Source organism: Acinetobacter tibetensis, assembly GCF_023824315.1.
Taxonomy (GTDB): domain Bacteria; phylum Pseudomonadota; class Gammaproteobacteria; order Pseudomonadales; family Moraxellaceae; genus Acinetobacter; species Acinetobacter tibetensis.
Map to the genome: position 1 here is coordinate 1,577,569 of NZ_CP098732.1, position 15,832 is coordinate 1,593,400.

Annotated in this window: 8 protein-coding genes, 2 tRNA genes, 3 rRNA genes and 1 pseudogene; 9 read left to right on the forward strand and 5 right to left on the reverse strand. The window is 40.9% G+C overall.

What is annotated here, in order from left to right:
• Positions 1-82: 82 nt before the first annotated feature.
• The 8 genes and pseudogenes from M5E07_RS07680 to M5E07_RS07715 all read left to right on the forward strand — a co-directional run bounded on the left by M5E07_RS07680 (position 83) and on the right by M5E07_RS07715 (position 9,574).
• Positions 83-736, forward strand: a complete 654-nt coding sequence (locus M5E07_RS07680) for a DUF2057 family protein (RefSeq protein WP_252223474.1) — start codon at positions 83-85, stop codon at positions 734-736.
• Between the two features lie 461 nt (positions 737-1,197).
• Positions 1,198-2,734, forward strand: a 16S ribosomal RNA gene (locus M5E07_RS07685).
• A 61-nt stretch (positions 2,735-2,795) separates the two neighbouring features.
• A tRNA-Ile gene (locus M5E07_RS07690) sits at positions 2,796-2,872 on the forward strand.
• 71 nt (positions 2,873-2,943) lie between these two features.
• Positions 2,944-3,019: transfer RNA gene (locus M5E07_RS07695), tRNA-Ala, on the forward strand.
• Positions 3,020-3,383: 364 nt separating this feature from the next.
• Positions 3,384-6,277 (forward strand): 23S ribosomal RNA (locus M5E07_RS07700).
• Between the two features lie 171 nt (positions 6,278-6,448).
• Positions 6,449-6,563 (forward strand): 5S ribosomal RNA (rrf, locus tag M5E07_RS07705).
• Together the 16S, 23S and 5S rRNA genes with 2 tRNA genes alongside form the textbook arrangement of a ribosomal RNA operon.
• Positions 6,564-7,334: 771 nt before the next feature.
• Positions 7,335-8,054, forward strand: a pseudogene (locus M5E07_RS07710) (transposase).
• Positions 8,055-8,410: 356 nt separating this feature from the next.
• The gene (locus M5E07_RS07715; protein WP_434087808.1) at positions 8,411-9,574 is read left to right on the forward strand and encodes an MFS transporter; all 1,164 of its coding nucleotides are present in this window, start codon (positions 8,411-8,413) and stop codon (positions 9,572-9,574) included.
• Here M5E07_RS07715 and M5E07_RS07720 read toward each other — a convergent pair.
• Both M5E07_RS07720 and M5E07_RS07725 read right to left on the reverse strand, forming a co-directional pair.
• Complete coding sequence (locus M5E07_RS07720; RefSeq protein WP_252223476.1) at positions 9,564-11,054, reverse strand: amidase; 1,491 nt, start codon at positions 11,052-11,054, stop codon at positions 9,564-9,566. The two genes, M5E07_RS07715 and M5E07_RS07720, sit on opposite strands and share 11 nt — an antisense overlap.
• Before the next feature lie 32 nt (positions 11,055-11,086).
• Complete coding sequence (locus M5E07_RS07725) at positions 11,087-12,316, reverse strand: GGDEF domain-containing protein (RefSeq protein ID WP_350464056.1); 1,230 nt, start codon at positions 12,314-12,316, stop codon at positions 11,087-11,089.
• A gap of 435 nt (positions 12,317-12,751) precedes the next feature.
• On the opposite strand from M5E07_RS07725, the gene M5E07_RS07730 reads away from it, so the two are divergent.
• Entirely contained in the window at positions 12,752-13,252 is a 501-nt protein-coding gene (locus M5E07_RS07730; protein WP_252223478.1) for a hypothetical protein, read from the forward strand.
• A gap of 82 nt (positions 13,253-13,334) precedes the next feature.
• On the opposite strand, the gene accC is transcribed toward M5E07_RS07730, so the two are convergent.
• The 3 genes from accC to aroQ are packed head-to-tail and all read right to left on the reverse strand — an operon-like array spanning position 13,335 to position 15,617.
• On the reverse strand, positions 13,335-14,705 hold the full coding sequence (gene accC, locus M5E07_RS07735) for an acetyl-CoA carboxylase biotin carboxylase subunit (RefSeq protein WP_252223480.1): 1,371 nt from the start codon (positions 14,703-14,705) through the stop codon (positions 13,335-13,337).
• A 17-nt stretch (positions 14,706-14,722) separates the two neighbouring features.
• Positions 14,723-15,145 (reverse strand): acetyl-CoA carboxylase biotin carboxyl carrier protein, encoded by a 423-nt coding sequence (accB, locus tag M5E07_RS07740; protein WP_116763308.1) that lies wholly within the window; start codon positions 15,143-15,145, stop codon positions 14,723-14,725.
• A gap of 22 nt (positions 15,146-15,167) precedes the next feature.
• Complete coding sequence (gene aroQ, locus M5E07_RS07745) at positions 15,168-15,617, reverse strand: type II 3-dehydroquinate dehydratase (protein WP_116763306.1); 450 nt, start codon at positions 15,615-15,617, stop codon at positions 15,168-15,170.
• Between the last annotated feature and the right edge of the window lie 215 nt (positions 15,618-15,832).

Genomic DNA, 15,832 nt, shown 5'->3' on the forward strand with positions numbered 1-15,832 from the left:
CAAAAATGACTTTGTCATAAAATTGTCATTTATAACTTGCATAGTGCAACTAAAATTTAACAATGAATCAAGAGAAGGCAAAATGGCTTTACGTTTAACATTTGCTACAGCGGCTTTAATGGTGAGTAGTTCAGTATTTTCTGCGGTTACAATCACAGCTCCAGAAGCAATCAAGATTCTTGCGGTAAATGATCAAGAAGTGAATACAGGGTTATTCCGTTCAGAAAATAATGCCTATAAATTAGATGCGGGTAGTTCAGACATTAGCGTTCGCTACATTCAGTATTTTGAACATATGTCTGGTGAGCATGATATCGTTAAATCAGGTGTTGTTACTTTAAAAACCCCAAGCCTTCAAGACAATGAAACTTATCAACTGGCTTTAATCAATGCACCAAAAACATTTGAAGATGCAAAAAAATACGCACAGCAACCTACAATCGCGCTTTTAGATAAAAAGCAACAAATTTTGGTTCAGCAAACTGGTGCAAATACAGAACAAAAACCATGGTTAAGCCGTAGCATGTTTGGTGGGGCATTAGATTTAACACAAAAGAATTCTACGCCTGCCAATCAGCCGCCAGCTGTATATGCACAGCCTTCGACACCACAAGTTGCGACAAATACCAAGTCAAATGCTATCACTGTAGATCAACAATTAATTGAACTATGGAAAAAAGCAAATAAAGTAGAACGACAAAAATTCATGGGTTGGGTGGCTGAACAAACAAACTAAGCTATTTTCAATATAAATGAACTCAGTATATGTATGTGTACTGAGTTTTTTTGTATAGCAATCTGTAAAAATGCGCTCTGATGCTAAATTTAGTGTTTTAAATGGTCGGTTTGATTAATTACTAATCGCTTGGTAGCGTATTCCGCGATTATTAGTTAAAAGTGCTTGCACTCATACCAAAACTCTATAGAATGCACTCCATACCGACGAGATAGACGGAAACGAACGAAGCGCGAAGCGCTGAGTTGTTAAGTTTATTGAAGTCCAGCTTCTAGCACTGACGAGGTGTTAGAAAGATCATTAAGAGATTATGAAGAACAACTTGTGTGGATTTTTACTGATTGATTGATCGAAATTATTTTCATTGATTGATGGTAGAAATTACTCGAAGTTTATTTGAGAAATATTTGTCAGAAAATTGATGAGCCAAGATTGGTACCCTTATAGGTACTACTGATTTTAAACTGAAGAGTTTGATCATGGCTCAGATTGAACGCTGGCGGCAGGCTTAACACATGCAAGTCGAGCGGAGTGGTTGTGCTTGCACAATCACTTAGCGGCGGACGGGTGAGTAATGCTTAGGAATCTGCCTATTAGTGGGGGACAACATTCCGAAAGGAATGCTAATACCGCATACGCCCTACGGGGGAAAGCAGGGGATCTTCGGACCTTGCGCTAATAGATGAGCCTAAGTCGGATTAGCTAGTTGGTGGGGTAAAGGCCTACCAAGGCGACGATCTGTAGCGGGTCTGAGAGGATGATCCGCCACACTGGGACTGAGACACGGCCCAGACTCCTACGGGAGGCAGCAGTGGGGAATATTGGACAATGGGGGGAACCCTGATCCAGCCATGCCGCGTGTGTGAAGAAGGCCTTTTGGTTGTAAAGCACTTTAAGCGAGGAGGAGGCTACTAGTACTAATACTACTGGATAGTGGACGTTACTCGCAGAATAAGCACCGGCTAACTCTGTGCCAGCAGCCGCGGTAATACAGAGGGTGCGAGCGTTAATCGGATTTACTGGGCGTAAAGCGTGCGTAGGCGGCTGATTAAGTCGGATGTGAAATCCCTGAGCTTAACTTAGGAATTGCATTCGATACTGGTCAGCTAGAGTATGGGAGAGGATGGTAGAATTCCAGGTGTAGCGGTGAAATGCGTAGAGATCTGGAGGAATACCGATGGCGAAGGCAGCCATCTGGCCTAATACTGACGCTGAGGTACGAAAGCATGGGGAGCAAACAGGATTAGATACCCTGGTAGTCCATGCCGTAAACGATGTCTACTAGCCGTTGGGGCCTTTGAGGCTTTAGTGGCGCAGCTAACGCGATAAGTAGACCGCCTGGGGAGTACGGTCGCAAGACTAAAACTCAAATGAATTGACGGGGGCCCGCACAAGCGGTGGAGCATGTGGTTTAATTCGATGCAACGCGAAGAACCTTACCTGGTCTTGACATAGTAAGAACTTTCCAGAGATGGATTGGTGCCTTCGGGAACTTACATACAGGTGCTGCATGGCTGTCGTCAGCTCGTGTCGTGAGATGTTGGGTTAAGTCCCGCAACGAGCGCAACCCTTTTCCTTATTTGCCAGCACTTCGGGTGGGAACTTTAAGGATACTGCCAGTGACAAACTGGAGGAAGGCGGGGACGACGTCAAGTCATCATGGCCCTTACGACCAGGGCTACACACGTGCTACAATGGTCGGTACAAAGGGTTGCTACCTAGCGATAGGATGCTAATCTCAAAAAGCCGATCGTAGTCCGGATTGGAGTCTGCAACTCGACTCCATGAAGTCGGAATCGCTAGTAATCGCGGATCAGAATGCCGCGGTGAATACGTTCCCGGGCCTTGTACACACCGCCCGTCACACCATGGGAGTTTGTTGCACCAGAAGTAGGTAGTCTAACCGTAAGGAGGACGCTTACCACGGTGTGGCCGATGACTGGGGTGAAGTCGTAACAAGGTAGCCGTAGGGGAACCTGCGGCTGGATCACCTCCTTAACGAAAGATTGACGATTGGTAAGAATCCACAACAAGTTGTTCTTCATGACGATGTATCTGAGGGTCTGTAGCTCAGTTGGTTAGAGCACACGCTTGATAAGCGTGGGGTCACAAGTTCAAGTCTTGTCAGACCCACCAAATCTGACTAACGAAGCATTTGAAGAAATGCTGAATACAGAAAAACAGAGACATTAACTTATTGATAAGCTGGGGACTTAGCTTAGTTGGTAGAGCGCCTGCTTTGCACGCAGGAGGTCAGGAGTTCGACTCTCCTAGTCTCCACCATATATTGAATATCAATATATAAGCTAAGTAGTTAGATTATAGAAATTAGTGAATAGAGATTGGAAGATCTTGTTTTATTAACTTCTGTGATTTATCACAGTTTCCTGACCTGACGAAGGCTGGAAAAATCATTAACAGAATATATTTGAGTTGAAATAATTTGTTCATACTCGTTGAAAACGACATAGGCAACTATGAAGTGATTAAATGAGTTACTAGCGAAATTAACTGAATCAAGCGTTTTGGTATGTGAATTGAATTGAAGCTGTACCGTGTTTAAGTACACAGAACAACAAACTGTATGATCGAGCAATCGATCTGTCCTAGTACTACTTGTAGGTGCTACGACTGTTTGGGGTTGTATAGTCAAGTAATTAAGTGCATGTGGTGGATGCCTTGGCAGTCAGAGGCGATGAAAGACGTAATAGCCTGCGATAAGCTCCGGGGAGGCGGCAAATATCCTGTGATCCGGAGATTTCTGAATGGGGAAACCCACCTACTATAAGGTAGGTATTGCAACATGAATACATAGTGTTGCAAGGCGAACGAGGGGAAGTGAAACATCTCAGTACCCTTAGGAAAAGAAATCAATTGAGATTCCCTTAGTAGCGGCGAGCGAACGGGGAAAAGCCCATTAAGTCATATCAGTTTTAGTGGAATGCTCTGGGAAGTGCAACCATAGTGGGTGATAGTCCTGTACACGAAAGGGCTGATATGATGATGTCGAGTAGGGCGAGGCACGTGAAACCTTGTCTGAATATGGGGGGACCATCCTCCAAGGCTAAATACTCCTGACTGACCGATAGTGAACCAGTACCGTGAGGGAAAGGCGAAAAGAACCCCTGTGAGGGGAGTGAAATAGATCCTGAAACCGCATGCATACAAGCAGTGGGAGCCGACTAGTTCGGTGACTGCGTACCTTTTGTATAATGGGTCAGCGACTTACATTCAGTAGCAAGGTTAACCGAATAGGGGAGCCGTAGAGAAATCGAGTCTTAATAGGGCGTTTAGTTGCTGGGTGTAGACCCGAAACCAGGCGATCTATCCATGAGCAGGTTGAAGGTTGGGTAACACTAACTGGAGGACCGAACCCACTGTCGTTGAAAAGCCAGGGGATGACTTGTGGATAGGGGTGAAAGGCTAATCAAGCCTGGTGATAGCTGGTTCTCCCCGAAAGCTATTTAGGTAGCGCCTCGGACGAATACCATAGGGGGTAGAGCACTGTTTCGGCTAGGGGGTCATCCCGACTTACCAAACCGATGCAAACTCCGAATACCTATGAGTACTATCCGGGAGACAGACTGCGGGTGCTAACGTCCGTAGTCAAGAGGAAAACAATCCAGACCGCCAGCTAAGGCCCCAAAATTATAGTTAAGTGGGAAACGATGTGGGAAGGCATAGACAGCTAGGAGGTTGGCTTAGAAGCAGCCACCCTTTAAAGAAAGCGTAATAGCTCACTAGTCGAGTCGGCCTGCGCGGAAGATGTAACGGGGCTAAAACTATATGCCGAAGCTGCGGATTTGCAATTTATTGCAAGTGGTAGGGGAGCGTTCTGTAAGCCGATGAAGGTGTATTGAGAAGTATGCTGGAGGTATCAGAAGTGCGAATGCTGACGTGAGTAACGACAATGCGAGTGAAAAACTCGCACGCTGAAAGACCAAGGGTTCCAGTCCAACGTTAATCGGGGCTGGGTGAGTCGACCCCTAAGGCGAGGCCGAGAGGCGTAGTCGATGGGAAATTGGTTAATATTCCAATACTTCTGTGTAATGCGATGAGAGGACGGAGAAGGTTAAGTCAGCCTGGCGTTGGTTGTCCAGGTGAAAGGTTGTAGGCATGTATCTTAGGCAAATCCGGGGTACTCTATGCTGAGAACTGATAGCAAGCTGTACTTGTACAGTGAAGTGGCTGATACCATGCTTCCAGGAAAAGTCTCTAAGCTTCAGTTACACAGGAATCGTACCCGAAACCGACACAGGTGGTCAGGTCGAGTAGACCAAAGCGCTTGAGAGAACTCTGCTGAAGGAACTAGGCAAAATGGTACCGTAACTTCGGGAGAAGGTACGCTGCTGACGGTGATTCCCCTCGCGGGATGAGCTATTGGCAGCCACAGAAACCAGGCCCCTGCAACTGTTTATTAAAAACATAGCACTCTGCAAACACGAAAGTGGACGTATAGGGTGTGATGCCTGCCCGGTGCTGGAAGGTTAATTGATGGGGTTAGCGTAAGCGAAGCTCTTGATCGAAGCCCCAGTAAACGGCGGCCGTAACTATAACGGTCCTAAGGTAGCGAAATTCCTTGTCGGGTAAGTTCCGACCTGCACGAATGGCATAATGATGGGGGCGCTGTCTCCAGCAGAGACTCAGTGAAATCGAATTCGCCGTGAAGATGCGGTGTACCCGCGGCTAGACGGAAAGACCCCGTGAACCTTTACTGCAGCTTGACATTGAACTTTGATCTTACTTGTGTAGGATAGGTGGGAGGCTTTGAAGTTGGAACGCTAGTTCCAATGGAGCCGTCCTTGAAATACCACCCTGGTAATATTGAGGTTCTAACTCTGTCCCGTTATCCGGGACGAGGACCATGTCTGGTGGGTAGTTTGACTGGGGCGGTCTCCTCCTAAAGAGTAACGGAGGAGTACGAAGGTGCGCTCAGCGTGGTCGGAAATCACGCGTAGAGTATAAAGGCAAAAGCGCGCTTAACTGCGAGACCCACAAGTCGAGCAGGTACGAAAGTAGGTCTTAGTGATCCGGTGGTTCTGTATGGAAGGGCCATCGCTCAACGGATAAAAGGTACTCTGGGGATAACAGGCTGATACCGCCCAAGAGTTCATATCGACGGCGGTGTTTGGCACCTCGATGTCGGCTCATCTCATCCTGGGGCTGAAGCAGGTCCCAAGGGTATGGCTGTTCGCCATTTAAAGAGGTACGCGAGCTGGGTTTAGAACGTCGTGAGACAGTTCGGTCCCTATCTACCGTGGGCGCTGGAAATTTGAGAGGATCTGCTCCTAGTACGAGAGGACCAGAGTGGACGAACCTCTGGTGTACCGGTTGTGACGCCAGTCGCATCGCCGGGTAGCTATGTTCGGAAGGGATAACCGCTGAAAGCATCTAAGCGGGAAGCCTACCTCAAGATAAGATTTCCCTAGGACTTTATGTCCTCTAAAGAGCCGTTGAAGACTACGACGTTGATAGGTTGGATGTGGAAGCATAGTGATATGTGAAGCTGACCAATACTAATTGCTCGTGAGGCTTGACTATACAACACCCAAACAGTTGGTGTTGTGGTTCAAATCACTGCAAATAACTTGATTTAGTTATAAAGCTAGATACAATATCCAACTCAAATATACCTGTTAATAACTCATTTGACGAAAGTTAGGCATACACGCTGTGTAAATAAGACCATAACGAATAGTCATAAACAGTTGTGCTGGCGACAATAGCAAGAGTGAACCACCTGATCCCTTCCCGAACTCAGAAGTGAAACCTCTTAGCGCTGATGGTAGTGTGGGGTTACCCATGTGAGAGTAAGTCATCGCCAGCTCATTTATTCAAACACCCCCTAACCAACGTTAGGGGGTGTTTTTTATTGCATATTAATAAATAAAAGATGAAAATTATTCAAAGAAGATGATCAATTTGCAAAGCAAGCTAACTTTGGTCTTATTGTTTCAGAATTTACGTTTAATACTATGATTTTAAATAAATAATTATTAATGATTGCAATATAAGTAACATTTTTACTAGATTTTAAAGTCTATTCACCACTTAAATTACTGATGAAATGTTCCATTTGATAGTCTAAATACCTTATAGGTATATTTTTATACCCTTGAGGTTTTAGACAAAAAATGATTTATTTGTATTGACAGTATTAATATTTTTAATATGGTTTAAGTTTATGAATTTGTTAAGTTAATTTCAATTTTCTGATGTTGGTTGATCATGAACTAATCGTTCAATTAATCTATAATATTTCTCTAGATTTCATATTTTATGATTATTAATATAGAGGAACTTTTTTACTTGTGGTGCTTGGATGCTAATTCGTGTTAATGATGTGATCATCAATACAGATTTAATTCAGTATATGGAAATTAAGAGTGAACCTCCTTTTGTTGTTGTAATTCATTTTAATGTTGGTAGCGTAAAAAGGTTGAAATTCAAGAATCTGGATGAGCAAAAGAAATTTATTGAGAAAATCGGTTTATAGCTTTCTAGTTAACATGAATCGCGGATAAGCATTTGACTTGAAAAAAAGAAGGACTAGAGTTGTGAGTTTGGTGTAGTAACTCAACCAACGGCTCTAGTCCTTATGTTCGATAGTACCCAATTATTCTATGTCATTGATGATTTTTTTCTAAAATTTGAATCAATCTATTGGAAATTTCTAAAACAGAACTTTCAACGTTTAGGAAATCACCCTAGTCAGCTTAGTATTTCTGAAATTATATTCATTGCTGTTTGGTATAAGTGCTCTCATTTTAATAACTTCAAAGCATTCTTTGTAGCGCTGGGGTATAACCATTATCCTTTATTCAAACTTTGTTACCAACGTATGATTCATCTGATCAATACAATATACATCAACGTGCTTTGCACGCCTTGCATCATACTTTGATGAAAAAGCATAAAAGCCATTATCTATGGATCGATTCAACAACATTAGCTGTCTGTAAAAATTAGCGGATTCAATGACATAAATCCCTAGCAGCAATTGCAACACGTGGAAAAAGTTCCATGGGGTGGATCTTTGGCTGTAAGCTACATTGAATGATGAATTTGTCAGGAGAGATTGTGAGTACAGCTTTATCGAAAGAGCATACAATCTATGCAGTGATCAAAAGCAGATCATCTGAAACAACATAATAAAATAGAAACTTTATTCAGCTTGCTCAAAGGGACTTACAATCTAGTGACGACTAAAGCCCGAAATGTTATAGGCTATTTAGCGGGTATTTATGCATCTTTATGTACTTATCAAATCTGTCATCAAAACAAGCCGATGATTCGTATTATGGGAATATCGGCTTAAGCAGGATTTGGTTTAAATTAAGGTTAATGTTTAAGTGAAGACTTATGAATAATTTTTATTTCAGGTGTTAAAATAATTTGTCCTCTTTTATATTGTAGTTCACCATATCTCATTGCGTATTTAATTTAGAAAAGGAGTAGTCCCTTATTCTTCTTCGAGCTATGGGTATCTATCATTTAAAGTGATAAAATATGGTAAATTTTTTAAAGTATACAAATTTTGAAATAATTTTCTAGAAAAAGATTTGTATACCATTTGTCTACTAATCAAACATCGTGGGTACGAAGGGATACAACTTTAAAAAATTATAAACCATTGTAAATACATGAGAAAATACCTTGATACCATCTCTTCCAATGACAACTAAACTAGGTGGTTTCTATCTTTTTTACTATTGTATTGTTGGGACATTCATGCCGTATTGGAGTCTTTATTTAGAAGATCAAGGCTTCAATTTTCAGGAAATTGGTGTTTTATCTTCTATTGCGATTATCACTCGTTTTTTTGCACCATTCATATGGGGATGGGTGGCTGATAAATCTGGCAAACGGATGTTATTGGTTAGAATTGCAACTTGGATGGAAGCGTGTATATGGTTCTTAATTTTTCTCATACCAAATAGTTTTCAGTCGATCGCCTTACTGATGTTAATTTTTAGTTTCTTCCAAAATGCAATTTTAGCGCAATTTGAGGGCGTGACATTATTTTGGTTGGGAGATAAAAGGGCTGAGTTATATGGAAAAGTTCGAAAATGGGGATCTATCGGTTTTATCACGGGTGTATTTTGTATAGGCGCATTATTAGAAATAATCCCTATCTCTATGCTACCCATTCTATTGCTGTGTATCTCATTTTTAGCTTTTCTATGGTCATTTACTATTTATGAACCTAAAAGTGCACCTAAATCACAGAAGAAACTTGAACCATTGTTACCGATTATAAAAAAACCAGTGGTTGCATCCTTTTTTATTATTGAATTTATTATGTTGCTATCACACGCACCTTTTTATAGTTTTTACAGTAATTATCTTAAGCAGGTTGGTTACTCAACAACTGAAATTGGGTTTTTATGGGCGATTGGTGTGATTGCAGAAATTATTATGTTTGCTTTTGCGAATATCTTTCTTAAGACATTCTCGTGGCGTTTCTTGGTGAGCTTGTGTTTAATACTCACAGGTGTTCGATGGTTAATCGTCGGCTTTTTCCCGAATATATTTCTGATGCAGTTATTTGCTCAAACGATTCATGCTTTTAGTTTTGGTCTTTTTCATATGATTGCGATGCGCATTATCTTTGAAAATTTTATGTATGGACAGCAGGGACGTGGACAAGCACTGTACAGCACAATGTGGGGATTAGGGGTTGCTTCTGGTAGTTTATTGGCGGGTAAGTACTGGACTGAAATTTCAGGTGAACATGTTTTCATGATTGCAGGACTTTCTGTATTTATGGGCTTAATTTTTGTTGCGGGATTGCCCAATAAAGTACAGAAAGACCATTTAGCTGAGCTTAAATCTTAATTTGACTATATTTTTTTGCCCAAGGTTGGGCCTGTTCTAATTGTTGTGCCAATTGTAAAAGCCAGTCTTCTCGTCCGAAAGGTGCAACAAATTGTGAGCCTAAAGGAAGTTGGTTGTTGTTCCAATAAATTGGAACGGACATTGCAGGCAAGCCTGTAATGTTAGCCAATTGGGTGAATGGTACCCACTTCAGATTTTCTTTAATAATTTTTTCCATAAATCTTCCTTCAGCAAGTCGATGCGCTTGTCCTATTTTAAGAAGAGTTTTTAATAATTGTTTTTGCCAGACAGGTGTTTTAATTTCACCATTTTTAGGTGCGGTTGTTGCAGTTGATGGAATGAGATATAAATCATATTGTTCAAAAAAATGATTCATCTGCGCTGCATATTGTCCCCAATTATTAAGGTTATGAATATATTGTAATGCTGTTGTCGTTTCGCCAAATGCAGCCAAAGCTAATGAATCCAGTTCAAAATCATCATTTTGAATATTAAACCGAGACCGTGTTTCTTGAATGGTATAAGCGAACTGGCTAAACCAAGTCGTGATAAAGTCTTTCGCTAATGACATGCCATTGATAGGTGGTTGAGCCTCTACCACGATGTGTCCTAAAGATTCGAGTAACTGTGCAGTATGTAAAATCGCTGCTTCTGCTTCACTAGAAACCTTGGTTCCTATCGGAGATTTCACACTATAGGCAATTTTGAGTTTTTTAGGTGGGCGTTGAATAATATCTAGATAGCTTTGCTCGGGTGTTTTAATTGAAAAAAGAGAATGTAGTTCAGAGCCGTGTGTAGCATCCAGCATGGCTGCACTATCGCGTACCGATTTAGTCAACACATGTTGCATTGCTGCTCCATGCATGGCTTCACTTAAATGGGGTCCCCATGGTGTTCGACCTCGACTAGGCTTTAGACCAAACAAGCCACAATAAGAAGCAGGGATGCGGATAGAACCGCCACCATCACCTGCACCTGCAAGGGGTACTATTCCAGCAGCAACAGCAGAAGCAGAACCACCGGAAGAACCGCCGCTATTGTGCTTTAAATTCCATGGATTGTGGCAGGCTCCCCATGCTTCTGGCTCGGTAATGCCTTTTATTCCAAATTCAGGTGTATTGGTTCGACCAAAAGTCACAATACCGGCTTTTTCCCAGCGATTGACAATTTCAGAATTGGTTTGTGCAATATAATTTGCCCGTTTAAATGCTTTACTGCCAAAGGTACTTGGATAGCCTTTAAACTCTTGGAATAAATCTTTTACCAGAAAGGGAACGCCTGCAAAGGCACCTTGAAGAGATTGCTGAGAACGTTTTTGAGCATAGTCATGCATTGGAATTGTAATAGCATTTAACTTGGGATTGACTTCCGCAGCTCTTAACAGTGCTGTGAGTAGCAACTCATGAGGGTGAACTTCTTTTTTAGCGACCAGTTCAGCTAATCCTAAACCATCATACTGTTGATATTCCGAAAACTTCATTATTGTTTTACTCCAGATGTACTGTTTTATCTTTATTCAGTCGAAATAATAATCTGATTTCGCCCTTGTGCTTTTGCACTATAAAGGGCTTGGTCTGCTCGAACAATCAGTTGTTGTAATGTTCCAGATAAAGGTAGGTTTTGATGTGCGATTCCAATGCTAATGGTCATCTGAATTTGAAACTGATTTTCAATATTTAAAACTGCGGTTTCGATGGCATGGTGAATGCGTTCAGCTAACTGAATTGCATCTTCGAGTGATGTATTCAACGTTAACACAGTGAATTCTTCACCCCCAATTCGTGCGAATAAGTCATTAAGCCCAATTTTGTGTTTTACTAATTTTGCGAACTGTTGTAGTACCAAATCACCAACATGATGACCATATCGATCATTCATTTGCTTAAAGTGATCAATATCTATCATGAGAATGCTTACAGATTTATTATGGGGCTCTTGAATAAATAATTGACTTTGTTCCAGAAAATATCGTCGATTTAATGTGTTTGTTAAACTGTCATGATTCGCGTAGTCGAGGACTTGATGATAAAGCTTTTGACGATTTTGGCTAATTGCACACAGAATAAGCGGTGCAATTCCAAGCATACATAACCCAATACGAATAGATATGGTCGTGCTTAAGAATGCATTGGATGACGATGATAAGTAAAAGTAGGTTAAGCTATGATAGGTCACTATGCAGACGACACTATTAATAAAGGCAACAGAGAATAATCTATAACTCAGTGCTGCCCAAATTAAGGCTGCTAAAGGATAAAGTAGTGAACCAGGGCCAAAAAATATGTGCGTGAAAGCGACTGAAATGATGATAGCGATAAAAGGTAAAATATCACTGGTTTTTAGCGGCTCAGTAAAGAGTTCAAAAATCCATTGCCGACTTTCTTTCTTTGCTGGGAAGGTAAGAATTAAGGGGAGAAAAGTCACAAAGTTAAAAATTTCTCCTGTCCACCACATGCCAAATTCAGTCCAAAAACGTTCTGGAGACATAAAACTGTTTGGTACATGTGTGATACTTTGAACTGCAAAAAAAGCACTTAGCAGGCAGCCTCCCAAAGTACACATGGTAAATAAATATAGAAAACTCAAGCCTTTATTATAGTCACGATAATCCAATTTTGTGAGATGAACCAAAATTAAAGGGACGGAGACACTAATTAAATTTGATATAGTTAAATACAGTGTAATTTCAATTGAATTACCCGTAACCAAATCTGCAAGGAGATAGGCGGTAATTGCACCCAACCAACCTCCAAGGATATTGAGTTTTGGAAATCGTAAAAACAACCCCAATAATATAGGATTAGCAGGCCATAATAAGGCTAAAAAAGTGATTGGGCGTGTAAATATCCCGATGAGACAGCAAGCAAAAATTACGGTTGCGATTATTAAAAAAGCATATGATTGTTGTTGAATTGAAGGAGTTATAAGTTGTCTGATTTGCATTTGCAAATAATCATCCTTAATTTAAGCGTTATGATTTTCTAGCAATTGAAGAAAATAAAAGTAAACTCAATATTAGCTTTGATTTTAAAAGCTGTCGGAAATCATTCTATAGATTTCGAAGAGGAAAGTGCTAGTACCATGAGGATGAAAATGCATTTTTTTATACAAATAGATTGTAGTGAAATGGTTATAAGTGGTGGTTTTGCTTAAAAATATGATAACGTATTTGCAGGGATGCAATGGCTGATTAACTATATGAAAAAAGCATATCTTACAGTGATCTTGATGTTATGTTCAGCAATGAGCATGGCAAATGAAAGTTCTACTGCAACACAAGATGCTCAAGATGAGGCAGATCGTGGTGCCAATACGATTCGTATTATGACACGACCTGAAATTGTAGGTTTGTGGGGAATGGAAATTCCAAATAATAAAAAATGTATTGAATACTATAATTTTAAAAGTAATAACGACGTATTCATTAAAAGTGGTCAAGAATGGTCTACAGGAATCTATGATTATCAGGCTTCGAGAGATATTGCGGCTCAACTTCCTGTTTTAATGTTACAGGTGAAATACGATAATAATGAAACAGACTGTTCTGGGTATAAGCAAGACCAGTCAGGTGAAATTTCTCAGTATTTTGTACAATGGAAAAATCCGACGACCATTAACTTTTGTAATAATGAAAAAGCAGGACAATGTTTTGCAACTTTACGTCGGGTCTTACCGTGAGTTTTTTCTGATAAACGACTTTATATGAATGAATAAAAAGCCAGTCAATTGACTGGCTTTTTATTGAGTAGGGGCTTGCTAATTAAGATGCTGCTTTTTCAGCTTGACCTTCGAGTTGCTTCAACAAATGCTTTTCTAGATAGTGAATATCCATTGCATGTTTGCAGAAGTTTTTGTCTTGTAGAATTAAATCCTTATGCAAAGGAATATTGGTTTTAATTCCTGTTAGGATCATTTCATCTAAAGCTTGGCGCATACGAGCAATACAAGTTTCACGATCTTTACCATGTGCAATGAGCTTGGCGATCATTGAGTCGTAGTAAGGTGGAATGCTATAACCCTGATAGATATGTGAGTCCAAGCGAATGCCTGCACCACCTGGCGCATAGAAATGCTCAATTTTACCTGGAGATGGCATAAATGTAGAAGGGTCTTCTGCATTGATACGGCATTCCATAGCATGACCTTTACATTCAACATCTTCTTGAGCAATTTCAAGTCCAAGACCTGCGGCAATACGCAATTGCTGCTCAATAATGTCAATGCCTGTAACCATTTCTGTAACAGGATGCTCTACTTGAACACGGGTATTCATCTCGATAAAGAAGAACTCACCATCTTCAAATAAGAACTCGAATGTACCTGCACCACGGTATTGCATAAGCTTACATGCATTCACACATGCTTCTAAAATGTCAGCGCGTGCTTGTTCTGGTAAATTTGGTGCTGGCGCTTCTTCAAGCACTTTTTGGTGACGACGTTGTAAAGAGCAGTCACGATCAAATAAGTGGATTGCATGACCATTACCATCACCCAGTACTTGGATTTCGACGTGACGTGGTTTTTGCAGGAAGCGTTCCATATATACCGTATCATCACCGAACCACATTTCTGCGTCACGTTGGGCTGCTTGTACAGACTCAAGTAAGGTGTCTACCTGTTCTACAATACGCATACCACGACCACCGCCACCTGAAGCTGCTTTCACAATCAGTGGAAAGCCAATTTCTTTTGCTTCAGCAAGAGCATTTTGTGGTGTTACTGCATTTGCAGAACCTGGTACGGTTGGTACACCTGCTTTACGCATTGCAGTAATTGCAGAAACTTTATTCCCCATCAGGCGAATATGTTCTGGGCGTGGACCAATAAAGATGAAGCCAGAGTTTTCTACAATTTCAGCAAACTCTGCATTCTCAGATAAGAAGCCATAACCAGGGTGGATAGCATCTGCACCTGTAATTTCTGCTGCAGTAATAATTGCAGGAATATTTAAATAGCTCTCGCTACTCGCTCCTGGACCAATGCAGACAGCTTCATCACAAAAACGTAAATGCATTAGGTCTTTGTCAGCATCGGAATAGATACCAACCGTTTTGATTCCTAATGTTTTGCAAGCACGGGTGATACGTAAAGCGATTTCACCCCGGTTTGCAATTAGAACTTTTTGCAACATTGTGAGACCCCGTGGTGTTATGCGCGATAGCGGAATAAAGGTTGACCGAATTGGATCACTTCACCGTTTTTCACAAGAATTTCTTCAATCACACCGCTTTGAGTTGCCTCAATTGGGTTCATGATTTTCATTGCTTCAATAATACCAAGTGTTTCACCAGCAGTTACAGTTTGACCCACTTTAATAAATGTTGCTTCACCTGGGCTTGGCGCAGCATAGAACACACCAACCATTGGTGAAGTTTCAACAGCACCACGTGGTGAAGATTTTGGTGCAGATGGAATTTCTGCTGATGGAGCTGGCATTGCCGCAATTCCTGCTGCAACGACTGGACTACGACGAGTTAATGCAATCGATTGATCACCTTCTTTAACTTCGATCGCCTGTAAGTCAGATTCAATCATCAAATCGATGAGTTTCTTGATTTTACGAATATCCATGAGACAGTATTCCTGATTATGATTACTTAGATGGTTGAATTTTTTCGAGGGCATAATCGAGTGCAGCGGTATAACCTTTAGCACCTAAACCGCAAATTACGCCAACAGCTTTATCGGAAAGATAGGAGTGATGTCGAAATGCTTCACGGGCATGAACATTTGACAAATGCACTTCAATAAAAGGTATTGCTACGCCAAGAAGGGCATCACGTACTGCAACTGAGGTGTGTGTCAGTGCTGCAGGATTAATAATGATGAACTGTACGCCTTCTTGTTGCGCTTGATGAATTCGGTCGACAATGGCACCTTCCCAATTACTTTGAAAAGTATTGAGCGTTGTTGATGCTTTTTGCGCTTGAGAGATGAGTTGCTGATTGATATCCTCTAGGGTCAAGTAACCATATACTTCAGGTTCTCGTTTTCCTAGTAAGTTTAAATTCGGTCCATGAATGACCAAAATGGTCGAACTCATTCAGCACGCTCCAATTTTAAGTTTGCAATATTGCTTTGCAAGATCTCTGCAAAGTTTGCTTATTATGGCATAGTATCCTACAAGTCTTTTGATTTTTATTTGAATTATTGTAGAAAGCATGTACCAGAACTTGGGACATATATTGCGAACTTTGCTAACAATTGGCAATGTTAAAAAATGACAAAATTTACGATAGAGCAGTTATTTTCTTTTAA